Origin of the sequence: Leeuwenhoekiella blandensis MED217, from assembly GCF_000152985.1 — a bacterium.
GTDB lineage: Bacteria > Bacteroidota > Bacteroidia > Flavobacteriales > Flavobacteriaceae > Leeuwenhoekiella > Leeuwenhoekiella blandensis.
Genome location: NZ_CH672395.1, coordinates 1,036,043 through 1,060,555 on the forward strand (window position 1 = coordinate 1,036,043; position 24,513 = coordinate 1,060,555).

Annotated in this window: 18 protein-coding genes; 14 read left to right on the plus strand and 4 right to left on the minus strand. The window is 39.8% G+C overall.

The annotated features are described in order from the left end of the window. Window positions 1-4: 4 nt before the first annotated feature. Genes MED217_RS04540 through MED217_RS04550 form a run of 3 tightly spaced genes read right to left on the minus strand, consistent with a single transcriptional unit; the run spans window position 5 to window position 7,030 of the window. Window positions 5-1,498 carry a RagB/SusD family nutrient uptake outer membrane protein gene (locus MED217_RS04540; protein WP_009779304.1) on the minus strand — a complete coding sequence of 498 codons (1,494 nt, stop codon included), beginning with the start codon at window positions 1,496-1,498 and terminating at the stop codon, window positions 5-7. 17 nt (window positions 1,499-1,515) lie between these two features. Beyond that, entirely contained in the window at window positions 1,516-4,794 is a 3,279-nt protein-coding gene (locus tag MED217_RS04545; protein ID WP_009779305.1) for a SusC/RagA family TonB-linked outer membrane protein, read from the minus strand. A 1-nt stretch (window position 4,795) separates the two neighbouring features. Next, on the minus strand, window positions 4,796-7,030 hold the full coding sequence (locus MED217_RS04550) for a fasciclin domain-containing protein (RefSeq protein ID WP_009779306.1): 2,235 nt from the start codon (window positions 7,028-7,030) through the stop codon (window positions 4,796-4,798). A gap of 482 nt (window positions 7,031-7,512) precedes the next feature. Here MED217_RS04550 and MED217_RS04555 point away from each other — a divergent pair, with 482 nt between their 5' ends. The 12 genes from MED217_RS04555 to MED217_RS04610 all read left to right on the plus strand — a co-directional run bounded on the left by MED217_RS04555 (window position 7,513) and on the right by MED217_RS04610 (window position 20,616). Next, window positions 7,513-8,739 (plus strand): glycoside hydrolase family 88/105 protein, encoded by a 1,227-nt coding sequence (locus tag MED217_RS04555; protein ID WP_009779307.1) that lies wholly within the window; start codon window positions 7,513-7,515, stop codon window positions 8,737-8,739. A 21-nt stretch (window positions 8,740-8,760) separates the two neighbouring features. Beyond that, a complete protein-coding gene (locus tag MED217_RS04560; RefSeq protein WP_009779308.1) occupies window positions 8,761-9,765 on the plus strand; it encodes a DUF4861 family protein in 1,005 nt (334 codons plus the stop codon). Window positions 9,766-10,008: 243 nt separating this feature from the next. Next, window positions 10,009-10,842, plus strand: coding sequence for a 5-dehydro-4-deoxy-D-glucuronate isomerase (gene kduI, locus MED217_RS04565; protein WP_009779309.1), 834 nt, complete (start codon window positions 10,009-10,011; stop codon window positions 10,840-10,842). A 7-nt stretch (window positions 10,843-10,849) separates the two neighbouring features. Beyond that, window positions 10,850-11,611 carry an SDR family NAD(P)-dependent oxidoreductase gene (locus MED217_RS04570; protein ID WP_009779310.1) on the plus strand — a complete coding sequence of 254 codons (762 nt, stop codon included), beginning with the start codon at window positions 10,850-10,852 and terminating at the stop codon, window positions 11,609-11,611. Window positions 11,612-11,632: 21 nt separating this feature from the next. Further along, window positions 11,633-13,060, plus strand: coding sequence for a glucuronate isomerase (gene uxaC, locus MED217_RS04575; protein ID WP_009779311.1), 1,428 nt, complete (start codon window positions 11,633-11,635; stop codon window positions 13,058-13,060). A 6-nt stretch (window positions 13,061-13,066) separates the two neighbouring features. Further along, on the plus strand, window positions 13,067-14,080 hold the full coding sequence (locus MED217_RS04580; RefSeq protein ID WP_009779312.1) for a sugar kinase: 1,014 nt from the start codon (window positions 13,067-13,069) through the stop codon (window positions 14,078-14,080). An 11-nt stretch (window positions 14,081-14,091) separates the two neighbouring features. Continuing rightward, window positions 14,092-14,763 (plus strand): bifunctional 4-hydroxy-2-oxoglutarate aldolase/2-dehydro-3-deoxy-phosphogluconate aldolase, encoded by a 672-nt coding sequence (locus tag MED217_RS04585; RefSeq protein ID WP_009779313.1) that lies wholly within the window; start codon window positions 14,092-14,094, stop codon window positions 14,761-14,763. Beyond that, on the plus strand, window positions 14,760-15,752 hold the full coding sequence (locus MED217_RS04590) for a TRAP transporter substrate-binding protein (RefSeq protein WP_009779314.1): 993 nt from the start codon (window positions 14,760-14,762) through the stop codon (window positions 15,750-15,752). The genes MED217_RS04585 and MED217_RS04590 overlap by 4 nt, the downstream gene beginning before the upstream one ends. 1 nt (window position 15,753) lies before the next feature. Next, entirely contained in the window at window positions 15,754-16,221 is a 468-nt protein-coding gene (locus tag MED217_RS04595; RefSeq protein ID WP_009779315.1) for a TRAP transporter small permease, read from the plus strand. Next, complete coding sequence (locus MED217_RS04600; RefSeq protein WP_009779316.1) at window positions 16,221-17,507, plus strand: TRAP transporter large permease; 1,287 nt, start codon at window positions 16,221-16,223, stop codon at window positions 17,505-17,507. The genes MED217_RS04595 and MED217_RS04600 overlap by 1 nt, the downstream gene beginning before the upstream one ends. Window positions 17,508-17,536: 29 nt before the next feature. Beyond that, entirely contained in the window at window positions 17,537-18,976 is a 1,440-nt protein-coding gene (locus MED217_RS04605) for a tagaturonate reductase (RefSeq protein ID WP_009779317.1), read from the plus strand. Window positions 18,977-18,999: 23 nt separating this feature from the next. Beyond that, window positions 19,000-20,616 (plus strand): UxaA family hydrolase, encoded by a 1,617-nt coding sequence (locus MED217_RS04610; protein ID WP_009779318.1) that lies wholly within the window; start codon window positions 19,000-19,002, stop codon window positions 20,614-20,616. 42 nt (window positions 20,617-20,658) lie between these two features. Here MED217_RS04610 and MED217_RS04615 read toward each other — a convergent pair whose 3' ends face one another. Then, window positions 20,659-21,693 (minus strand): LacI family DNA-binding transcriptional regulator, encoded by a 1,035-nt coding sequence (locus tag MED217_RS04615; RefSeq protein WP_009779319.1) that lies wholly within the window; start codon window positions 21,691-21,693, stop codon window positions 20,659-20,661. Window positions 21,694-21,964: 271 nt separating this feature from the next. On the opposite strand from MED217_RS04615, the gene MED217_RS04620 reads away from it, so the two are divergent. Together MED217_RS04620 and MED217_RS04625 are read left to right on the plus strand one after the other, a co-directional pair. Then, complete coding sequence (locus tag MED217_RS04620) at window positions 21,965-23,416, plus strand: glycoside hydrolase family 28 protein (RefSeq protein WP_009779320.1); 1,452 nt, start codon at window positions 21,965-21,967, stop codon at window positions 23,414-23,416. Between the two features lie 103 nt (window positions 23,417-23,519). Then, window positions 23,520-24,476 carry an alpha/beta hydrolase gene (locus MED217_RS04625; protein WP_009779321.1) on the plus strand — a complete coding sequence of 319 codons (957 nt, stop codon included), beginning with the start codon at window positions 23,520-23,522 and terminating at the stop codon, window positions 24,474-24,476. Window positions 24,477-24,513 lie beyond the last annotated feature (37 nt).

Sequence of the window (24,513 nt, forward strand, 5' to 3'; positions counted from 1 at the left end):
CTTTCTAGTTATAAAATGGGTTCTGTGTTAAGGCTTTATTGGTAAACAGTTCAAATGTATTTATAGGTAAATAATGACTGTTGGGATCTCTCAATTTAGCAAGAATACTTTGCTGTTGACTCGCAGGAGCACTACGTAAAGCGACACCGAGTAAAATGTCTAGATTCTCGTAATTGTTCTTACGTGCATTGCGCAATACATCAAACCAGCGTTTACCTTCAAAGGCAAACTCACGAGCACGTTCTGCTAAGATGTATAATCTAATGTTGTCTTGATCTTCTGGAGTAACAAACTCCTGTGTTTGATCGATAGCTTCTCGAGTTTCTCTAAGATTCTCAATAATAGCAATCGCTTCTTCGCCGTTTCCTAATTCGTTGAGCGCTTCAGCTTTCATTAACAGGACATCAGCATAACGGTATACAAACCAGTGGGTGTCTGATTCCTGAAGGGCTTTTCTTTGGTTTTCGTTAAGTCCGGTAAATTTGTAAATCTCATTAGTTCCGGGTACAAGGGAAGCACGCTCACCACGTACATCTTTGTTTTCAGGGTCATCAAAATCAACACCAAAAACTTCTTCCAATACTGGTGGAGCAGCCAAATACTGAGGCTGTTGCAAGAATATTTGATAGAACGGATTACGGTTTTCAGGCGTGTATTGTAGTTCAAAAATACTTTCGGTAGAATTTCCTTGTGCAAACACAATGTTGAACCATTGCGGACTCGCATCAATCAATTCAAACTGTCCAGAATTTATTACTTTATCGGCAGCAACAATCGCTTCCTGATAGTTTTCCATCCATAAATGCACATCGGCTTGCATCGCGTTGATCGCATATTTTGTTATACGCCCTTTATTTTCAGGAACGTTACCATAATCTTCGACACTTAAGCGTTCGGCTTCATTTAAATCTGTTAGAACCTGAGCAAATATCTGATCCTGTGGTGTCGCAGGAAGTTGAAAATTATCACCATCAGACAAAGTTGCATCTAGCTTTAACGGAACATCTTTAAAAGATCTTGCCAGAGTAAAGTAGAGATACGCTCGTATGGCTAATGCTTCAGAGATGTAGTTGTTTAATTCACTTGACTCAATTGTAGGATCAATTTCAAGCACTCCCGGTGCTAGGTCGATTACCGTGTTGCAATAGTTTATGATTCGGTAAAACTGAGACCAGGTAGTGATACTGTTAGAAGGTAAAATATTTGTAGTAATGATATCACTCTGGTCATTTGAGGTAAACGCTCCAGGAGCAACCATACCTCCTCTAAGCTCACCATACATAAAAATGTATTCGGCTAGTGTAAGATCGTTTTCAGACGGAGGTGTATTAAGCATAGCAGAATAAATACCTACTACAGCAGCCTGAACATCTTCTTTGGTTTGCCAAAACTCCTGGCGTACCGTACCATTCTCAGGTCGAAGGTCTAAATAGCTATCGCAAGACAAACTAAGTGCTGCCAGAAGGATAGCGAGTATATGTGTAATTCTAGTGTGCATAGATCAATTTTTTCTAATTAAAATCTTGTTTGTATTCCTAAAGTAAATCGACGTGTTGGAGGCGTACGTGAATAATCGATAGCCATTCCAAAAGGATCACCTCCGCGCATGTTTACTTCCGGATCCTGACCGCGATAGTTTGTGAATGTAAGCAGGTTATCTGCTGTTACATATACACGTAAGTCGTCAAGTTTCCATTTTTTAAGGAAGGGTTTTGTGAAATTATAACTGAAGGTCGCAGAGCGAAAACGTACAAAAGAAGCGTCTTCTACATAGCGGTCAGATCCTAACCAGTTATAACCAGCTCCATAAATCGCACGCGGCATATCGGTTTGATCACCAGGGTTTCTCCATCTTGAAAGTACAGCGGTACTTTGATTATCGTAGGTGTACATATTAGTGGTTAACATATCGGTACCGTTTACGATATCGTAATCAAGGCGATAAGTAAAGAACAATAACAACTTAAACTGATCATTAAATGTTACCGAAGGTCCAAAACCACCGGTGAATTTAGGGTTACTGTTTCCTAAATAAACCACGTCACGACTGTCGATGTTTCCATCTTTGTTGATGTCTTCGTAGATTGCATCCCCAGGTTGAAATACATAATCTGTATTTGGATAGTTAAAACGCATATAAACGGTTTGACCATTAGGACCGGTAATTACATTGCCATTAGCATCACGCGCCTGTGTAGACTCAAGATCCGGGTAAACTCCTTTAAAGCGATATCCGTAGAAAGAACCAAATGGATTATCTGTTTGTAAGAATCTTTTGAATTCTCCATTACGGTCAACGTTACCACGCTCGTTAGGATAGAACTCAGAGATCTCACGAATGATATTCTGGTTACGTGCAATGTTGAAATTGAAGTCTACTTTCCATTTGTCGGTTTTAACCGGAGTGGTATATAAACCTACTTCCCAACCTTGGTTGTCTAGCGTACCTACGTTTTGGTCAGACAAGTTGTTGTAACCTGATACTGTGGTCAAATCAACATTTTGGAATAAAAGATCTTCGGTTCTGTTTTTGTACACGTCTACATCAAGCATTATTCTTCGGTCGAACAGCTGTAGATTTAAACCAATGTTTTGTCCTGTTAAGGTTTCCCAACGCAGATTCTCTAATTCAATATTTTGAGGGTAAACTCCGCTCATTCCTAAATATTCAGAATTGAAGTTTCCGTAGATATTAAAATATCGGTAATCATATCTTGGTGCGCGACCTGACTGCCCGTAACTAGCTCTGAAACTAAAGTCATCAACAAAATCAAAATCTTGCATAAAAGGCTCGCCAGAAACTCTCCATCTCGCTGATGCAGAAGGGAAAAGGGCATAACGGTTACCCGGGCCAAATTTTGAATTCCCGTCGCCACGTACACCTACGTTAAGAATATAACGGTCTAGAAGGCTATACTGCGCGTTTACTAATGCCGCTACGTTACGCGACTGACTGTTATTGTTATAAAGTTGCAATTCGGCATTTTGCGTTCTTGAAGGAACCGAAGGATCTGTAAGCAATGAAGACGCTGTGTTTGAAGTCAATGCTTGGTGTGACTCGTATCTAAAATCATTAGTTTGAATAGAAAGGAGCGTTTGTAAACTATGGTCTTTTCCTATATCTGGAGTATAAATGAAATTGGTTTTAGAAGTCACACTCGCAATATCAACATCTGCATCTGAAGCTTGGTTTACCACCGTTTCAGTAAAAGGTCTTCCAGTCGCATTTTGCGGTAAAAAGGCTTTAGCTTTTGTACTGTTGAAGTCAAACTGTAAGTCGAATGTAGAGATCAAACGACTTGGGATCAAGTCAACTTTCAAGTTAAAGTGCGGTACGATACGTTCACCGGTTTGCTCATTAGAGGCATACTCTGCCATAGCCACCGGGTTATAGGTTCTGCTGTAAGCACCTTGAATGTTTTGAGCAGGGGAGAAGTAGTTAGGAGTTAAGTCTCCTACATCGTCATATTCAAAAATACTCATGTTTGGCATTTTTGTATAAGCGACACTTCTTAAGCGATCTCCATTACCGGTTCCGTTTACGTAGTTACGATCTGTAACCGTATGCGTATAGGCAATATCTGCTTTAAATCGAATACGGTCAGAAACCACATAGTCTAAATTTAGACGACCGTTGATACGCTGAAAAGCGGTTCCCTTAGTAACCCCTTTAGAATCATAATATCCTACAGAAGTATAATATCTTGCTTTCTCACCACCACCTTGTAATGAAAGGTTGTGTTCTCCAGTTAGACCTGTTTGAGAAATAGCATCTACCCAATTGGTGTTGTTTCCGTAATTTTTAAAGAAATACACTTCTTGAGGGTCGTATTGAAATTCTTTAACGGTAAGCGTATTCAAAGGAGTACCATTACGATTCATAAATTCCTCCGGAATCAATTGCGAATATTGATCACCGCTAAGCATAGGGATCGTCTGTGGTAATTGCATATAAGTACCTCTAAAGGTGTATCCAATTTTAGGAGCCCCTATAGAACCACGTTTCGTGTTGATCACAAGTACACCACTTGCTGCACGCGCTCCCCACATTGCAGTAGCAGCGGCATCTTTTAAAATAGTAATACTTTCAATATCAGATGGAGCAATATTCAATAAGGCAGCATAGCCTTGTTCATCTGCTGAACCAAAGTTGAAATCCTCAGGGATTGAAGTTTCGTAGGGCATTCCATCTACAACAACTAAAGGGTCTGAAGAACCTGTAATCGATGAAGTACCACGTATACGTATTTGCATCCCTGCACCAGGGTCACCTGAATTTGCTGTAATATCTACACCGGGTACACGCCCTTGAAGTGCTTCATCAATAGATGCAGCTTGTGTGTTTTCTACATCGGCAGCTTTAACGGTAACCGTACTGGTCGTCATGTTCCGTTCAGAAATGTCTAAAAGACCGCTTTCTGTTGGTTTTTCAACGCTAATCATAACTTCATCCAACTCATCTACAGAAGGTGTAAGGTTGATGGTATAGCTGGATTTACCGGTAAGCGGTATCGTTTGCGAGGTATACCCTAAGGTTGAAATTACCAGTTTGTTGTTTCTGTTTTTTATACGAATTGCAAAGTTTCCATCAAAATCTGCAATCACCCCGGTTACGGTACGATTTTCCGCATCTTGCTCTGCAATCGTTGCTCCGGGAATAGGTTGGTTATTTGAACTATCTAAAATGGTCCCCCGAACTACCATATTGGCGTCTTGCCCATAGAAAGGATTAGCGGCAAAAACTATAAGGAGTACGGTGAAACAATAAAATATAGTTGTGTTAAGTTGTCTCATCTTATTCGGTATATAAAAGGTAGTTGTCTACTAGGTGGATTAAACTTCGGTCTGCGAGATTGTTACTTTCGCTTGGGATATAATTAACGATACGGCCTGCTGAATCGACAAAACTTAATTCTCCCGGACTGGTGACTAAGCCTATGTAAGTCTTTTCTCCAATACCATCACGACGTAAGGTTTCGATTTGGCCGCTTAATAATCCATCATCAGAAGCGGTGCGTGTAGCAAGAATATGGTAGCGTATAAAGTCTGCCACTTGATCTTGTTGGCCCGAAAGTGGAGGATTAAACTCAGGAGTTCCTGTAGCCGGATCGCCGGGCAATATGCCATCGCGTACAGCTTGTTCAATTGCAGCATTATTAGGAATCACAAAAGTATATGAAGTACCTAGTTCTACTCCGGTTATGGTGCCTGCAGCTGGATCATAAAGAGGAGAGTTTCTTAAATAATTGTAGAAATTTGCATATTCAGATCCTGGCTCTTCAGCAAGACGCATAATATCCATTCCTTGAGCCTCTTCACTAAACTGAAGAAGATTGTCTATATAATACGTGCGTCCGTTGCGTTGATCTTCAAAGCCAATGATGTTTACACGATCTCCAATAACTTCATTTCCTGCGGCGTAAACCGTATTGTTTTCCCATTTAATGTATTCTCCAGGAAGATCAAAGTCTCCTGATCGTATAATACCCGAACCAGAAAGGTCATTCAGTTCGTCATTAGGTGTAGGTACGATGCCATTATAAAGAATACGTAGTAAGCGAGATCGAGCTATAGTACCAGTAACAACATTTCCTGTTGCCGGGTCTGTAAACACCCATTCTTCTCTGTTGATATTGTAATCGTATCCTAAATCTCTCAACACGTTGTCAGAAGGAAGAAAAAGCGTGTACCTACTATTAATATTGCTTATGATCTCACGATATCCTGATCCGTCATTATAAAGACGTGTCGCTAAAGTGAATTCAGGATCCAAGTAAGCAGAGGTATAAACGCTAAAAAATAAATTGGACTCTTGTACTTTTGAGGTTCCGTAGAAAAATCCGTTGCTCAGTATTTCAGCCTCCTCAACTTCTGTATTGATGTCAATTCTTATGTCTTCTTCTAAAGCATTACTATAGGCTTCTGCAATCGATGGCCATACAGCATTTTGAACCATATGTGCATTTATAAAGTCTTCAAAAACATATTTTGGAAGTTGATCTAGAGATGGGTAATTTTTTAATAAAACTTCATCAATAAAATCTTGTAAAACATCATTTTGAGGAACAAACAGCGTATACGCATCGCTTTGACCATCATTGTCTGCTTCTTTAATAAAGTTTTCATTATTGGGTGAAAATGATAACGCAGGATCATAAACCTTTACATAAACCTGATCAGTATTTCTGGTGAAATTTTGATAGGTAGTTGTTGCATCCTGATCAAATACATAATTTACCAGATTGTCTTCGAGAAGACTTCTAAAAATACTGTAGTTGGGAGATTGTTCTAGTTTCTGATCTAAATTAACAAGAGGAAGTGAAACCTTATCTACCTCGTGAATTATTCCGTTTTCAGCAATAATATCTGCTGCGACAGTTTCTGCTGCTAATACATTAAAACCGGTGTAGGTTTCTTCAGGAAAGAAAAAATTATAGTCATAAGCACCTAAATTGTTGGTTGCCATGAATTCATCTACAAAGTAAGTAAGATACTTGTTATTGTTATCCCCCGGAATATAAGGATCACCTCCCGGCGCATTATTCCTATTAGAAGAAGCGACAACGATTTCGTTTCCATCTACTGTTTTAGTTTCAAAACCGTCATAATAAGCAGTTCTTCTTCTAAAGGCGTTATCTTCTTCCCAGCCTACGTTTGATTGGTAATCAGAAAGACGTTCTGTTCTAAATGCGTTATAAATAAGAGCGTATCTCACGATCTTATTTGCCATAACGGAATCGATTTCATTAACGTCTGAAATTCCTTGTTCTTGAAAGAAACGTTCAAAAGCCTCGTCGTTAGGCGCCATCATGGTCCAATATCCGGCTTTACCCAGAATATCTTTGTAATTGGCTTTTTCGATCAGACGCGTAAGGTTTGTAAAATTGCCCTGCGCTTCAAGTTGTTGATAGATAGGATCTTCAAGATCATCAGGCCTTGCATAGTACTCATCAAATTCCTTAGAGCTACAACCCGCGATAACGATTGCGCAAAATAGGTACGATAAGTACGAGAGTAATGGTCTATTCATTTAGTTGTTGATTATAGTAGTTATACTATGAATACAATTTAGCGTAAAATTAAATTGATTCAATATTATTAATCAGGATGTTAAATTAATTAACACTCAAATTTATAATGATGATCTTTTTTAAGTATCCTGCTCTAACCTGCTTATGCTTAACTAAATCCTTTAAGTATAGTTATTTGTTGAATCCTGAATCCTAGCTAAAGCCTTTGTTTGGTTGAGATACGTGTAAATTTTACATTAATAAAAAAATTAACAACTTTTTAGAGTTCAAGACTATATGATGATTAAAATGCCAATTTTAGAGTGTATTTGGAGTGGTTTTTTGGTCAAAATTGAGGGGCAAAATGATAAATCAGACCAATAACAGGGCTAATTTCAATCATTCTTTTGATAAGTTGAAAGAGAATATTAGATTTGTGTAATCGATTGTATTTTTATAAACTACAAAAGAAATCGATTTCGTATTTTAAAAATCGCTGTATATGAAGCAAAAGATTCCTTACCAAGCATTTATTCCTTTAGTCCTTTTCTTGTTTTTTATGGGCTGTAAAGAGCGTCGGCAAACCGAAAATATCTCCGCTTCTGTTAAAATGAAATCAGAACCTGTAAATCAAAAATGGTCTGAGCAAATGGCGCAGTCTATTATGACTCGGCATCCAGAGTCTTATCAGATCGAAGATCGAGACACTCCAAAATGGGGGTATACGCATGGTCTTGTGCTTAATGCTTTTTTACAACTGTATAAAGAGACGGGAGATGAAACATATTATAATTATGTAAAAGGCTATTTAGACGAACTCATCAATGCAGATGGTTCAATAAAAACCTACCCTTTTGAAGACTATAATATAGATAAGATCAATCCCGGTAAACTGCTTTTTACCTTTTATGAAAAGACTAGGGAAGAAAAGTATCTTAAAGCGATGCAGCTTTTAAGAAAGCAACTTGAAGAACATCCGCGTACATCACAAGGTGGTTTTTGGCATAAGAAGCGTTACCCAAGTCAGATGTGGTTAGATGGTCTTTATATGGGGGCGCCTTATTATGCGCAATATGCAGTCACTTATGGTGATGCTGAGAATTTAGCTGATGTTGCAAAACAGTTTGAACTCATTCAGGAACATGCAATTGATCCCGAAACAAAACTTTTATATCACGGTTGGGATGAAAGTAAAGAACAAAAATGGGCAAATCCCGTGACAGGGGTTTCACCCAATTTCTGGTCGCGTTCTTTAGGTTGGTACGCGATGGCTTTAGTTGATGTTCTTGATTACTTTCCCGAAGATCATCCTAAAAGAGCGCTGTTAATTTCGTACTTGAATCAGCTCGTAGAAGCGCTAATTCCTTTTCAGCATGAAAGCGGTTTATGGTACCAAGTGCCTACAATGGGTGATAAGGAAGGAAATTATTTAGAAGCTTCGGGATCAGCAATGTTTGCTTATGCCATTGCAAAAGGTGTGAATAAACGTTATCTTGACACTTATTTTAAAACGGTCGCGAATAAAGCTTTTGACGGGTTAACTCAAAAGCTGATCAAACGTAATGATGATGGTACCATTACACTTACCCAAGTTTGTGCAGTGGCCGGTCTTGGGGGAGATCCGTATCGCGATGGTTCTTATGAGTATTATGTTAATGAACGCATTCAAACTAATGATCCTAAAGGAACCGGCCCTTTTATTATGGCTGCGCTTCAATTAGGACGCTAACCATTTATATCTAATTAAATTATGAAATTAAACCTTGTTCTAGGTGCGGCATTGCTCGCTGCTTTTGTGTCTTGTAAAGAAAAAAAAGATAAGAATATTGTAGAAGAAATCGTAGAAATAGAGGAGGTGACTCCTGAAACTTATGCAGAGATTTCAATTAAAAAAGGAGGGTCTTGGAAGGAAGGCTCACGGGAGTATGATGGCGGAGCATTTGAAAATGTTGACGAACTAGTCGTTCCTGAAGAGCATACAGATCATTCTTGGTATATACGTTATGAAGGTCCGGGTTGGGAGAATAAACAAATCGCCTATCGCCTATATCTAGACTGGAGAAATGCAATGGATATTTTTGGTAAAAAAGTAGATACGCTGGTGCTTCCATACGTAGGGACAGATGGTTTTGATTCCTATCATAACAATGCACCTTGGGGGCAAGACATTCTTAAAGCCGGGAAATCTATGGGGATTGGCGGCTATGGAAGATTCACCGGTGACACGATCGCGCATTTTAACGAAGTAGCAAAAACAAGCGTTAAGGTGGCTAATGAGGAGGCACATTCTAGTGTAACTATTGATTATGAAGGTTGGAAAACCGGAGACGTCACTACCGATTTAAAATCGGTGATCAGTATTTTTCCTGAAGATCGTTTCCTTAAGGCAGAGCTTACGCCTAATACTTCCTTTGAAGGTTTGGCTACGGGTATCGTAAAATTTGATGATATTCCTGTAATGGAAGCGACCAGTGAAAGTGGTGCTTGGGCATACATTGCAACCTATGGTGTGCAAACCCTAGCCGGTGAAAATGATCAATTAGGAATGGCGATCTTCTATAAAACAGATCAGGCTAAAGCAACAGAAGGTCCGCACGACCACTTAGTCGTGTTCAATGCTTCAACAGAAACACAAACCTATTATATTTTAAGTGCCTGGGATCAAGAACAAGATGGTATCAAGTCTAAAGAAGCTTTTGAGCAGGATTTAAACGAAAAATTAGCAACACTTGATGCAAATGGTATGCTAGAATAGGTGTACCATACAGTACAGGATAAGCATCGTTCTTGTGATATTTATATTTGACTCATTGCGAACATTACGATCGTAACCTTAAGATAAAATGTAAATTTTACATTTATAAAATAGAATTGTAAATTTGAGAAAAGTCAGTGGCGCGATGAGACGCTTATGACCTTGTTTTATTCATAAAAGATTGCCGGTTTCTGAAGGTGATCATTGAAAAACGAATCAAATTTTAATCTGAAAAAACACAAAATGACAAAATCAGAATTTAGATACGCCCACCATCCAGAAGATGCAAAGCGATACACAACCCAAGAATTAAGAGATCATTTTTTGATCCCAGAATTATTTGTAAAAGATGAGATCAACCTTACTTATACAATGTATGATAGATACATTGCAGGAGGTGCATTTCCGGTGGATAAAGCCTTAAAACTTGAAGCGATAGATGAGTTGAAAGCTGAGCATTTCTTAGATCGAAGAGAGCTTGGGGTGATCAATGTAGGTGGAAAAGGTAAAATCACTGTTGATGGTGAAGCTTATGAAATTGGACATCGCGAGGCGGTTTACGTAGGTAGAGGTGTAAAAGAGGTGATTTTTGAAGCGACTGATGAGCAGCCGTATTTCTATATCAATTCTGCTCCGGCGCATAAGGCATACCCTACAAAAAAGGTAACCAAAGCAGATGCCGAGGTTGTTGAGTTGGGCGACACCAAGACTTCAAATAAGCGTGTTATTAATAAGCTTCTTGTAAATAGTGTGGTAGAAACTTGCCAGTTGCAAATGGGAATGACTGAGCTTCAAGAAGGAAATGTATGGAATACGATGCCGCCACACACGCACGAGCGTAGAATGGAAGTATATTTCTATTTCGACTTAGAAGAAGGGCAAACCATCAGCCATTTTATGGGGCAGCCACACGAGACCCGTCATATTTTTATGAAAAATCATCAGGCGGTAATTTCTCCGGAGTGGTCAATTCACGCAGGTGCAGGAACTTCTAACTATACCTTCATTTGGGGAATGGCAGGAGAGAACCTGGATTATGGCGATATGGATAAAGTAACTCCAGACGAATTAAAATAAAGACAGTATGAGTTTTTTTAGTTTAGAAGGAAAAACAGCTTTAGTAACCGGTTGTAAACGTGGAATTGGCTTCGCAATGGCAGAAGCTTTAGCAGAAGCGGGTGCAGATATCCTTGGCGTATCTGCGTCTTTAGAGACTTCGGGTTCTGCTATAGAAAAGGCTGTTTTGGCCACGGGTAAAAAATTTACAGGATATCAATGTGATTTTTCAGATCGCAAATCGCTCTATGCTTTTATTGAAAAAGTAAAGTCAGAGAACAGTAAGATCGATATTCTCGTAAATAATGCCGGGACTATTTTAAGAGCACCGGCCGCAGAGCACAGCGATGAGTACTGGGACAAAGTGATCGAAGTAAATCAAAATGCCCAGTTTATTTTGAGTCGTGAACTGGGTAAAGAAATGGTGAAACGAGGGAGTGGTAAAATCATATTCACAGCCTCTCTGCTCACTTTTCAAGGTGGAATTACCGTTCCCGGATACGCTGCTTCTAAAGGTGCTATAGGCCAGCTTACGATGGCTTTGTCTAACGAGTGGGCAGGTAAAGGAGTGCAGGTAAATGCAATAGCTCCGGGATATATCGCTACAGATAATACCGAAGCTTTACGTGATGATCCAGACCGCAGTGCCTCCATTCTTGCACGTATTCCTGCAGGTAGATGGGGAAAACCAGAAGATTTTAAAGGCCCTATAATTTTCCTTGCATCACCTGCAAGTGATTATATGAGCGGGACTGTAATGACCGTTGATGGCGGTTGGATGGGTAGATAATACCAAAAATAAAACAAGATTATGAGTACAGCAGATACAGCAAGCCGTGTGAAGAACACGTTTATTACAGATAACTTTCTTTTGCAAAATAAATATGCAGAAGAACTTTATCACAAGTATGCGGCACCACAACCTATAATCGATTACCACAATCATCTGCCACCGGCAGAGATTGTGGCAGATCGTCAATTTGAGACGATTTCTCAGGTGTGGCTTAGTGGTGATCATTATAAATGGCGGGCCATGCGCACGCTTGGTGTAAATGAGCGTTTTATCACTGGTGACGCTAGTGATGAGGAAAAGTTTTTAGCTTGGGCAAAGACTGTTCCCCACACGTTGCGTAATCCATTGTATCATTGGACGCATCTTGAGTTGAAGCGTTATTTTGATATTGATGAATTGCTTAATGAGCAGTCTGGTCCGGAGATCTATAAGGAAGTGAATCGCCAGTTACAGCTTAAAGAAAACAGCTGTCGCGGTTTGCTAAAGCAAATGAATGTAGAGACGGTTTGTACTACAGAAGATCCACTTGATACGCTAGAGCAACATCGTAAGTATGATGGTAAAAAGGCTGGACTCAATATGAGCACAGCTTTTCGTCCTGATAAAGCAATTTTGATTGAAGCTGAAGGTTTTAATGCTTATCTAAATGAGCTGGAGGATGTAGCCAAAATAAGTATTGCTACGTATACAGATCTGCAGGATGCCTTACGTCAGCGTATCGACTTTTTTCACGAGAACGGCTGCAGACTTTGTGATCACGGCTTAAACCAGATTTCTTGGGCAGAAGCTTCAGAAGCAGAGATCAAAGAGATCTTTAAAAAGCGCCGGGGAGGTGCAGATCTAGCACCGCAAGAAGTAGAGCAATTTAAAACGGCTATTCTGCTCTTTTTAGGAGAAACCTATCACGAATTAGGTTGGGTTCAGCAGTTTCACTTGGGAGCTTTACGCAATAATAATAAACGAATGCTGGCTCAATTAGGTCCGGATACCGGATGGGATTCGATAGGTGATTATTCACAGGCAGAAGCTTTATCTAATTTTCTAAACGCTTTAGACAGCAAAGACAAATTGACCAAAACCATCATTTACAATTTGAACCCTTCAGACAATGAAGTGATGGCGACGATGATAGGAAATTTTAATGATGGAAGCGTGAAAGGTAAAGTACAACTTGGTTCCGGATGGTGGTTTTTAGATCAGAAAGACGGGATGGAAAAACAAATGAACGCGCTTTCTAATATGGGGCTCATCAGTTGTTTTGTTGGAATGTTAACAGACAGCCGTAGCTTTTTATCTTTTCCGCGTCACGAGTATTTTAGAAGAGTTTTATGCAATCTTTTTGGTCAAGAAATCGCTTCTGGTGAATTGCCTAATGATATGGATCTGGTGGGGCAAACTATTGCTAATATTAGCTATCATAACGCTAAGGAATATTTCAACTTCTAGAATAGGATGGGTACAACTCAAAAAATAGTCACCTTTGGTGAAGTGTTGCTTAGGCTTTCTCCCGCAGAAAACCGAAAGCTATCACAAGCAAAATCCCTAGATTTTTTCTTTGGAGGTACCGAGATGAATGTAGGGGCTTCTTTAGCTGTTTTAGGCGAAGATGTGGCACACATTACCGCAGTTTCTGATGATATAGTGGGTGATGCTGCGTTAGCGAGTATGAGACAATATGGGCTTGATGTTTCAGCCGTTCAAAAAGTAGCACATCCTATAGGTCAATATTTACTTGAAGTAGGTTCTGGAATGCGCAGCAGTCAGATTGCTTACAATCGTTTGAATGGTTCATTTGCCAATATTCAGCCTGAAACTATAAACTGGGATCAGACTTTTGAAGATGCAGCTTTTTTTCATTGGACGGGTATTACACCGGCAATTTCTGAGGCTGCTTACCAAGCTTTAAAAGCCGCTTTGATTTCCGCGAATGCGAAAGGATTACAAATCACTGCAGATCCTGCATATCGAAGTAATCTGTGGCAATATGGGCGTAACGGTCAGGAGGTTTTGAAAGAACTCGTAGGGCTTTCAACCATTTTTATTGGTGGCGTAAACGAGATCAATGAAATTCTGGGAACTTCTTTTGAATTGAATCAGGAAGGCTTTATCGCCGCAAGCAAAAAGTTGATGACCGAATGTCCCAATATCAAGCAGGTTTTTGATAAAATACGAACCGGTTTAAGTGCTTCCTGGCAAAAGATTTATGGGCGAGCTTGGGTTGATCAAACCTATATAGAAACCAATGAACTTGAAATCACACAAGTGGTTGATCGCATTGGTACCGGTGATGCTTACGCAGCTGGTTTGATTTATGGTTTACTTCATTATGATGCTGAAAAAGCCTTGAATTTTGCTAATGCCGCGTGTGCATTGAAGCATACCATTTTGGGAGATGTGAACTTAGTTTCTGTAGCTGAAATAACCGAAGTTATGCAAGGCAATACAGGAGGAAGAATTAAAAGATAAAAAAATACTTAATGGCAAAATATACTCGAATAGAAGTAGTGCTTCAGATGAAAGAAAATGGGATTGTACCGGTTTTCTATAATGCAGATCTAGAGGTTTGTAAACAGGTTTTAAAGGCTTGTTATGATGGAGGATTACGCACTTTTGAGTTTACCAATCGTGGCGATTATGCGCACGAAGTTTTTGGCGAACTCAACAAATTTGCTAAGGCAGAACTCGACGGGATGATGATGGGAGTGGGTTCGGTTTTAGATGCCGGCACGTCATCGTTGTACATTCAGCTGGGAGCAGATTTTATTGTTTCACCGGTGGTTAATGCCGAAATGGCAAAAGCGTGTAACCGTCGAAAAGTAGCCTGGATGCCGGGATGTGGTTCGGTTTCTGAAATTTCGTATGCCGAAGAATTGGGAGCAGAAGTGGTTAAGATATTCCCAGGTGCGCAGGTAGGAGGTCCGGCTTTTGTTAAAGGAGTTAAAGGGCCATTACCTTGGGCAAGCATTATGCCTACCGGAGGTGTGAGCCCAACCGAAGAAAACCTTAAAGAATGGTTTGCAGCCGGTGTACACTGTGTAGGAATAGGATCAAAACTCTTCATTAAAAATGCTGAAGGCGCATTTGATTACGCTGCCATTAGCAGTAAAATTAAAGAAGCGCTTCAGCTGGTTAAAACCTTACGTTCATGAAAAGTTTAAAACACGTATTCGTTTTTACGCTGGCAACCGTATTGCTGTTAAGTAATTACAGCTGTACAGAGGCTTCTGATACCCGCGTTATCAAACTTGCTCACGGGCTGGATGTAACACATCCCGTACATAAAGCGATGGTCTTTATGGGCGAACGCCTGAAGGAAAAGTCAGCTGGGAAAATGAGTTTAGATATTTATCCCAGTCAGCAGTTAGGTTCTGAGCGTGAATGCCTGGAGCTTTTGCAAATAGGTAGTCTGGGAATGACAAAAGTATCTACCGGTGTTCTTGAGAATTTTGCTCCACAACTTAAAGTTTTTGGTCTCCCCTTTTTGTTTAGAGATGCAGAACATCGTTTTGCTGTATTAGAGGGAGAGATCGGCGAAAAGCTTTTGAGTTCAAGTATCCCGCAGCGTTTAAAAGGACTTACTTTTTATGATGCAGGAAGCCGTAGTTTTTATACAAAAGAGCCCGTTGAAACTCCAGAAGATTTAGAAGGCTTAAAACTTCGTGTGATGGAGAGTCAAACCGCTATGAATATGGTGAAAAACTTAGGAGGTTCGCCTACGCCTATTGCTTGGGGTGAGTTATACACCGCTTTGCAGCAAGGTGTTGTAGATGGTGCAGAAAATAACCTGCCCAGCTTTTACTTATCGCATCATTATGAAGTGTGTAAATATTTTGTGGTAGACGAGCACACGGCATTACCTGACGAACTTTTAATAAGTACATTGATCTGGAATGACTTGTCTGAAGAAGAACAAAAATGGGTGAAGGAAGCAGCCGACGAATCGCTCGAGTTTGAAAAGAAAATTTGGCACGAAGCAGAGATGGAAGCCCTTGCAGAAATTCAAAAGGCAGGAGTTGAAGTTATAACTCCAGATAAAGAACCCTTTCGCAATCGTGTGAAATCGATGTATGAGCAATTTTCTGAAGATCCTGATATGAAAGAACTCATTGAAGCAATTCAAGCGGTTAAAACCAATTAATATGAAACAAAAGTTAGACAAAATCCTTGGAGCTATTTTAGTTTTTCTAATGGCTTCAATCGTTATCGCAGTGCTTTGGCAAGTGTTTTCACGTTATGTGCTTCAGTCTGCGAGTTCGTTTACCGAAGAAATCGCGCGGTATTTATTGATCTGGATTGGTATTCTGGGAGCAGCATATGCCGCGGGCCAACAAGACCATTTGGCGATTAATATTCTTCCGCCTAAGCTCGATGAAAAAAGCCGAATCAAACTTCGTATTGGGATCAATATCCTGATTATGTTGTTTGCATTTTTTGCACTCATCGTTGGTGGTGCAAATTTGGTTTACGTCAATTTTGAATTAGGACAATACTCTGCAGCCTTGGGATTACCCTTAGGAGTTGTTTATGCAGTATTACCTATCAGCGGAATTTTAATTATCTGGTATAAAGCCATTGAATTGGCTAATCCTCAAAAATATTTAGCCTAATGATCGAAGTTTTAATTCTTGTATTGGTATTTTTTGTGTTGTTAGGTATTGGGGTTCCGGTGGCTTGGTCTATTGGTATTTCTTGCCTCTTAACCATTATGGTTTCTATAGATTCGCTAGCTAGTGTTACCACGATAGCCCAGCGTATGGCAACCGGTTTAGACAGTTTTTCACTCTTGGCAATTCCGCTTTTTGTACTTGCGGGGCAAATCATGAATCAAGGAGGTATCGCTCTGCGACTCATCAATTTTGCAAAAGCCTTAATGGGAGCTTTGCCAGGTGGACTCATCTATGTCAACGTCATTGCAGCGATGCTTTTTGGAGCGATCTCAGGATCTGCGGTAGCTGCAACTTCTGCAATTGGTGGAATTCTAGGGCCTTTTATGGAAAAAGAAAATTATTCTAAAGAGTTTGGGGCAGCGATTAATATTACTGCTTCAACTACGGGATTGATCATTCCTCCCTCTAATGTGTTGATCGTGTATTCTCTAGCGAGTGGTGGCGTTTCTATTGCGTCACTCTTTTTAGCAGGCTATATTCCTGGAATTTTAATGGGACTCGCTCTGATGCTTGTCGCTGCATTTTGGATCAAAAAGAAAGGATATCCGGCAGGAGAACGTAGTAGTCTAGGAGCTGTTTTGAAGACCTTTTTAGACGCTTTACCTAGCCTCTTGTTACTTGTAGTCGTAATTGGAGGTATTGTAACCGGTATTTTTACCGCAACTGAAGCTTCAGGGATTGCAGTTTTGTACTGCTTAGTATTGTCTTTTGCCTATCGCGAGTTAAAAGTATCTAGCCTAAAAAGTATCTTCTTAAATTCTGTGGGTACTACAGCTATTGTAATGCTTTTGATCGCTACTTCTATGAGCATGTCTTGGGTGATGTCTTTTGAAAATATTCCACAAAATGTAAGTGCTGCTCTGCTTTCACTTAGCGAAAACAAATTTGTAATACTCATCATCATCAACATCCTGCTTTTATTTGTGGGTACTTTTATGGATATGACTCCCGCAGTCTTGATTTTTACACCTATATTTTTGCCGGTAGTAACCAGCATGGGTGTAGAGCCTGTACAATTTGGAATTATGATGGTGATGAACCTGTGTGTGGGACTTTGTACACCACCGGTGGGCGCAGTACTTTTTATTGGAGTAGGAGTCGCTAAAACATCTATCCAGAAAATTATGAAGCCGTTGCTGCCACTTTATGCCGTTATGGCGATTATCTTATTAATGGTGACTTTTATCCCGGCAATAAGCCTTTGGTTACCGTCACTCTTTGAATAAAACTAACCTATTTCAACCTAGATTAACCTATGGAAAACTTAAACAGAACTAACGTGGGATATACCGAAAAACTACCTATAAAAGTCATTCAATATGGCGAGGGTAATTTTTTGAGAGCCTTCGTAGATTACATTATAGATAAACTGAATAAAGAAGCCAACTTTAACGCCGGAGTTGCAGTAATTCAACCTCTTGCAGGCGGAATGGTGGGGATGTTGAATGAACAGGACGGACTTTACAACTTGTTTTTAAGAGGTATTAAAAATGGGGAAGAGACCGAAGAGATTCATACCATTTCTTGCGTTCAAGACGGAATTAACCCCTACGACGATTATGAGCGGTATCTGGCCTTAGCCGAAGGTGAAGATCTAGAGTTTTTGATCTCAAACACTACTGAAGCAGGAATTAGTTTTGACGACAGTGATACGCTAGAGGGTACACCGCATTCTAGTTTTCCGGCAAAAGTTACTGCCCTTCTATATAAACGCTTCAATCATTTTGATGGAGCAGCAGATAAAGGACTTACGATCATCCCTTGTGAATTGATCAACCATAATGCAGATACGCTTAAAAAAATCATTTTACAGTATGCAGATTTGTGGGAGTTGGGGGATGCATTTAAATCATGGATAGAGACCAGTAATAGCTTTCACAATACTTTAGTAGACCGCATTGTGCCGGGTTATCCTAAAGATGATATTGATGCGTATCAAAGTCAGTTAGAATTTAAAGACAACCTTATTGTTTCAGCAGAAACCTTTTTGCTTTGGGTAATTGAAGGCGATGAGGCTTTAAAAGCTAAAATTCCGTTTGATCAGATAGACGATAACGTTTTGGTAGTTGAAGATATGCAGCCGTATCGCACGCGTAAGGTGCGTATTCTTAATGGCGCGCATACGACAATGGTACCGTTTTCTTTGCTCTACGGAAATGAAACCGTAAAAGAAACAGTAGACAATGAGTTTACCGGTAAGTTCGTGCGTGATGCAGTTTTCAACGAAATTAATCCAACCCTTGACCTTTCTGAAGAAGAACTGAATGAGTTTGCAGCTGCGGTTTTTGATCGATTCAGAAATCCGTTTATCAAGCATTTGTTATCTAGTATTGCACTCAATACGGTATCAAAATTTAAAGTGCGTGTGCTTCCTAGTCTTTTAGCTTTTGAGCAAGCGTACAATCGATTACCTGAAAATCTTACCTTTGCTTTAGCTTGTTTAATTCGGTTTTACAAAGGCACTTGGAAGGGTAAAGCATTGCCCATTAAAGACGATGCAGCCGTTGTTGCATTTTTTGATGAGGTGTGGAAAGAAGACAATTATGCGGCAGTTTCTCAAGCTGTGTTAAGCAATTTGACATTTTGGGATCAAGACCTGACCAAGATTGAAGGATTAGAAGAGCGCATCACTACAGCGCTTGCCTTAATTGAAGAAAACGGAGTAGAAGAAGCCTATAAAAAATATACAGTTTAAGAGCTGTTATTAAGATTAAAAGTATGAAGAGTAAGCTGATAAAAGTTCATCCTGATGATAATGTAGCAGTAGCTCTGGTAGATTTATTTGCCGGAGATGTTGTAGAGTTTGAAGGACAATCCCTCAAAATTTTAACCGATTCTAAAGCGAAACATAAAATAGCCTTGGTCAATTTAAAGGCTGATGATCCTATTTTTATGTATGGCGTTTTAGTGGGTAAAGCTTTAAGTGCAATCGATGTGGGTGGTTTGCTTACTACAGAGAACGTAAAGCACGAGGCTAATTCGGTATCTCAAAAAACAGAGACTACCTCGTGGACGGCTCCAGATATTTCAAAATGGAAAGACCGCACTTTTATGGGCTACCATCGTGAAGATGGCCAAGTGGGTACACAAAATGTTTGGTTGTTTTTTCCCCTGGTGTTTTGTGAAAACCGAAACATTGAGTTGCTTAAAGACGTTTTTGAGAAGGAACTTTCTTTTCATAAAGCGAGTAAGCAACGTCAACTCTTGCGCAATTTAATCAATGGCGCTCCAGAAGATACAGCTGTAGCAGAAATAGAGGAGGAGCAGGCTATTTTTGATAATATTGAAGTGAAATTTATCACCCATCAGGGCGGCTGTGGAGGCATTCGTCAGGATTCGGTTTCCTTATCAAAACTGCTCGCGGGTTATGTAAATAATCCCAATGTTGCCGGTGCGACCGTTTTAAGTCTTGGATGTCAAAACCTGCAAATAGATATTTTTAAAAATGCCCTTGCAGAGAAAAGTGCAGCCATCAAAAAGCCTGTGCTTATTTATGAGCAGCAACAAGAAGGCACGGTAGATGAAATGCTAGCTAAAATCATTAAAGACTCTTTTGAAGGAATCAAAAAAGCCAATCAGATCAAGCGTCAACCAGCGCCTATCTCTAAATTGAAAATGGGCTTAGAATGCGGTGGTTCTGATGGGTTTTCAGGGATTTCTGCAAATCCCGCTTTGGGTTATGCGTCAGATATTCTAGCTGCAGTAGGAGGTTCACCTATACTTTCAGAATTTCCAGAATTATGCGGTGTAGAGCAAGAATTGGTCAATCGTTGTGTTTCTGATGAAGATGCAGAACGTTTTATGCACTTGATGAAGGCTTATGAGAAATCGGCCGTAGATGCCGGTTCTGGCTTTGATATGAATCCATCTCCGGGAAATATCAAGGATGGTTTGATCACCGATGCGATGAAATCTGCCGGAGCAGCCAAAAAAGGAGGAACTTCACCTATTCAAGCAATTCTCGATTATGGTGAATATGTCACCAAACCGGGATTGAATTTACTTTGTACTCCCGGAAATGATGTAGAAAGTACCACGGCTATGGTGGGTTCTGGTGCCAGTGTTGTGGTGTTTACTACAGGATTGGGTACGCCTACAGGAAATCCTATCGCTCCTGTGCTTAAAGTGGCCTCAAACAGTACCTTAGCGCGCAGAATGCCAGATATTATAGATATAGATAGTGGTGCGGTTATACGCGGAGAGAAAACTATTGAGGAAATGGGAGAAGAAATTCTAGAACACGTCATTCAGGTTGCGAGTGGCGAAGTGCAATCAAAAGCTGATGCGCTAGGGCAAGATGATTTCATCCCCTGGAAACGTGGAGTATCTCTTTAAGACAACCCTATAGATTAAGAAAATTGAAAAAAAGGAGGCTGTTTAGCTTCCTTTTTTTGATGAGGTATCCCGAGTATAAAGTTCCGGGCTTAACACCACTTTTTTCTCAACTTGAACGTTTTTCTTAACATCAGAGATTTGTTCTAAAAATACTTGAGCAGCAATCTGTCCCATAAGAACCGGTGTTTGGCCCACAGTAGTCAATGGTCGTTCTAGATATTTTGTAAAGGGTTCGTTACTAAAACCTACAACCCCTATATCTTCAGGAATTTTAAAACCATGAGCGCGTAATTCACGCATGCCTCCCAGAGCAACATAATCACTTGCAGAAAATAGGGCATCAAAAGCGATCTTGCGCTTCATCAATAATTTTACGGCTTCAATACCTGCTTCAACAGTACTGCTTACCTGCATAATTAAGTTTTCATCAATAGCAATATTATGATCATTGAGTGCAGCAACATAACCATCATAACGATGCTTGTAAATCTGTAATTTATGATCACCGCCTATATGCGCTATTTTTTTATAGCCTTGCTCAATTAGATGGGTAGTGGCATTGTAAGCACCTTCGTAGTCGTTAATCGTAACCGAACTCACACCCGAAATATCTTTTTTACGATCAAAAAAGATAAGCGGTATGCCTTCATCACGTACTTCCTCAATATGCTTTACATCTTCTGTAGTTTTAGATACTGAAATGAAAATTCCATCAATATGTGTATTCAATAAAGTCTTAAGCTGCTTGGCTTCATTGTTTACATCTTCGTGAGATTGACAAATAATAACGTGATAACCTTTAGGCTCAAGTTCTTCCTCAATACCTCGTATTACCGAAGCAAAAAAGGTGTGATTGATGTACGGAACCACAACACCTACGTTAAATGTTCTACCACTTTTCAAGGCAAGTGCAAGTGCATTTTGTTGATAGTTAAGCGCCTTGGCTGTCTTCAGCACCAGCTCTTTGGTCTTTAAACTCACGCGGTTGCTGTCGTTTAGCGCACGTGATACCGTTGCGGCACTGATATTTAATTTTTTCGAAATATCATAGATGGTTACCTTTTCTTTTTGACGCATAACTTTTAGAGGATTGTAATCGTTTTCAATTTAGAGTTTTTTTTAATCATTTAATAGATTCTCAACTTTTTTCACTTCTAAGCAATAATCATAATTGGCTTTATCCATTATGAAATGATTGTTATTTTGAGGTTTAAAATCAATTTTCAATAAATCTCAGTGCTTTTTGTTTGCATACTCGTAATTAATATTTATTTTTATGCAATCGATTGCATTTTTGTTTACAGAATGTCTTCAATCCAAATAGCTTCTAAAATTTAAAAATCTATTTATGTCGTTACGTTTAATAAGAAATCGATATCGTAATATCTTACTGCTTGCTTTGGGATTTATGCTTGTAACGGTATTTTCATGCAAGAATGCTAAAGAAAAAACTCAGGATGAAGCAGTGCTGAAGGAAGACGTTTGGGCTCAAGCGGATGCGATCATTCAGGAAATAGGAAAGCCTAGTTTCGCTGATACAACGTTCAATATTCTGGATTATGGAGCTCAAGAAGGAGGTACTGTTTTAAATGCTGATGCAATTGCAGATGCCATTGAAGCTTGTAATGCCGCAGGTGGTGGAAGAGTTTTAATTCCGGCAGGGCGTTTTCTTACGGGGCCGATTCATTTAAAATCTAATGTTAATCTTCATTTAGAAGAAGGCGCAGAGGTGTTATTTACCACAGATAAGTCAGCTTACCTTCCTGTAGTGCATACTTCTTATGAGGGAATGGAGATTATGAATTATTCTCCGCTTATTTATGCCAAAGGGCAAAAGAACATCGCGGTTACAGGAAAGGGTACGTTCAACGGTCAGGCTGATAAAGAGAACTGGTGGCCTTGGTGTGGAGCCGAGCGTTACGGCCACAAAGAGGGAGCACCAAAACAAAAAGATGATCATAATATTCCGGCGCTTTTTACAATGATCGAGGATGGAACTCCGGTAGAAGAGCGCATTTTTGGTGAAGGACATCAATTGCGTCCTTTATTTCTTGAGACGCTGGAGTGCGAGAATGTATTGATTCAAGGAGTGACGTTCACCAATGCACCGTTTTGGGTAATTCATCCTTTAAAATCAAAATATGTGACCGTAGACGGTGTGACTGTAAATAGTCACGGCCCTAATAATGATGGTTGTGATCCTGAATATTCAAAGTATGTACATATTACCAACTGTAAATTCAATACCGGTGATGATTGTATCGCCATAAAATCAGGACGTAACGGTGACGGTCGACGTGTTAATATCCCTAGTGAAAATATTGTGGTCGAAAATTGCGATATGAAAGACGGCCACGGCGGAGTAGTTATGGGAAGTGAGATTTCTGCCGGCGTGCGTAATGTTTTTGTACGCAATTGTACGATGAACAGTCCTAATCTTGATCGCGCCATCAGAATCAAGACCAATACCTTGCGCGGTGGTTTTGTAGAGAATGTTTACGTAAAAGATATAGAAGTAGGACAGGTAAAAGAGGCGGTGCTCAAAATCAACACGTATTATGGGATTTACGGGAAGCAAGAGGGCGAATTTATACCAACGATTCAAAACATAAATCTTGAAAATGTTACCGTTGAAAATGGAGGGAAATATGGTTTGTTGATTCAAGGTAGAGAAGAGAAGCCTGTCACAGGAATTAGTTTTAAAAACGTAACTATAAAAAATGCAGACACGCCGTTAAAGGTGGAGCATTGCGAACCAATAAGCTACACCAATACAACGATAAATCAAAAAAGCTATTAATTCAATTTTGTAGTGAACGTCAATTCTTTTGATTTTAATTAAGCGTGAAAAAGGCTTGCCCGACCGGGTTAAGCTTTTTTCTGTTTAAATAAAGGCTTTGATAATGAAAACAAATTTTGGTCTCTTAATCGTTTATTGCTTCTGTTTTTTCAATGGAAATTCTTTGCTTGCGCAGGAGCAAAAGATAGAGGTTAGACCGTATACGATTCAGACAACTTATGAAAAGCTAAAAAACGATTATCCTTTTATAAAACCTATCGAAGCATTGAAGTCGGGGCCTTTTATATCTATGGAGAATCTAATTTACACAAGTATTGAAGGTCGTGATTTGAAGGCAGATGTTTTTATACCTAAAGACACTTCAGAAAAACGTCCGGCAATTTTATTGGTTTTTGGCGGCGGTTGGATCAGTGGAAGTAAAGCCAACGTAAAACCTCTTGCACAGCATTTTGCAGCCAATGGCTACGTTGCAGTTACTGTTGATTATAGATTAAGTACTGAAGCGGTCTATCCTGCGGCTGTAAAAGATCTTAAGGCGGCAATCCGTTGGATGCGAGACCACGCTGAAGAATTCCATATTGATTCAAAAAAGATAGCCATCTTAGGTAATTCGGCAGGGGCACAATTGGCCACACTAGTCGGTGTTACCGGAAATTCTGAAATTTATAAGGATGAGCAGAATACAACCTCAGATGTAGTGCAAGCGATTCTCAACATCGATGGCATCGTTTCTTTTACGCATCCCGAATCAGAAGAAGGAGCGATCGCGGCAAAGTGGCTCGACGGTAAACGGAGAGAGAATCTCAAGAATTGGGAAGAAGCTTCGCCTTTAACTCACGTAAGTGAGACGACGCCTCCTACACTTTTTGTAAACAGTGCCCAACCGCGTTTTCATGCCGGTCGTGATGATATGTTGCAGATTTTAGAGCAGCATAATATTTATAACGAAGTACACACGTTGCCCGATACTCCGCATTCATTTTGGTTGATGCAGCCTTGGTTCTATACAACGCTTCAGTATTGTTTGTCTTTTTTAGGTCGTGTTTTTAATACGGAATGAAATGGAAAAGCAGTACTACTTAAAAAACTGTCCACGC

Coding starts and splice junctions, on each gene's coding strand:
- MED217_RS04540 (WP_009779304.1), bottom strand. CDS start 1,498: ATGCACACTAGAATTACACATATACTCGCTATCCTTCTGGCAGCACTT.
- MED217_RS04545 (WP_009779305.1), bottom strand. CDS start 4,794: ATGAGACAACTTAACACAACTATATTTTATTGTTTCACCGTACTCCTT.
- MED217_RS04550 (WP_009779306.1), bottom strand. CDS start 7,030: ATGAATAGACCATTACTCTCGTACTTATCGTACCTATTTTGCGCAATC.
- MED217_RS04555 (WP_009779307.1), top strand. CDS start 7,513: ATGAAGCAAAAGATTCCTTACCAAGCATTTATTCCTTTAGTCCTTTTC.
- MED217_RS04560 (WP_009779308.1), top strand. CDS start 8,761: ATGAAATTAAACCTTGTTCTAGGTGCGGCATTGCTCGCTGCTTTTGTG.
- kduI (WP_009779309.1), top strand. CDS start 10,009: ATGACAAAATCAGAATTTAGATACGCCCACCATCCAGAAGATGCAAAG.
- MED217_RS04570 (WP_009779310.1), top strand. CDS start 10,850: ATGAGTTTTTTTAGTTTAGAAGGAAAAACAGCTTTAGTAACCGGTTGT.
- uxaC (WP_009779311.1), top strand. CDS start 11,633: ATGAGTACAGCAGATACAGCAAGCCGTGTGAAGAACACGTTTATTACA.
- MED217_RS04580 (WP_009779312.1), top strand. CDS start 13,067: ATGGGTACAACTCAAAAAATAGTCACCTTTGGTGAAGTGTTGCTTAGG.
- MED217_RS04585 (WP_009779313.1), top strand. CDS start 14,092: ATGGCAAAATATACTCGAATAGAAGTAGTGCTTCAGATGAAAGAAAAT.
- MED217_RS04590 (WP_009779314.1), top strand. CDS start 14,760: ATGAAAAGTTTAAAACACGTATTCGTTTTTACGCTGGCAACCGTATTG.
- MED217_RS04595 (WP_009779315.1), top strand. CDS start 15,754: ATGAAACAAAAGTTAGACAAAATCCTTGGAGCTATTTTAGTTTTTCTA.
- MED217_RS04600 (WP_009779316.1), top strand. CDS start 16,221: ATGATCGAAGTTTTAATTCTTGTATTGGTATTTTTTGTGTTGTTAGGT.
- MED217_RS04605 (WP_009779317.1), top strand. CDS start 17,537: ATGGAAAACTTAAACAGAACTAACGTGGGATATACCGAAAAACTACCT.
- MED217_RS04610 (WP_009779318.1), top strand. CDS start 19,000: ATGAAGAGTAAGCTGATAAAAGTTCATCCTGATGATAATGTAGCAGTA.
- MED217_RS04615 (WP_009779319.1), bottom strand. CDS start 21,693: ATGCGTCAAAAAGAAAAGGTAACCATCTATGATATTTCGAAAAAATTA.
- MED217_RS04620 (WP_009779320.1), top strand. CDS start 21,965: ATGTCGTTACGTTTAATAAGAAATCGATATCGTAATATCTTACTGCTT.
- MED217_RS04625 (WP_009779321.1), top strand. CDS start 23,520: ATGAAAACAAATTTTGGTCTCTTAATCGTTTATTGCTTCTGTTTTTTC.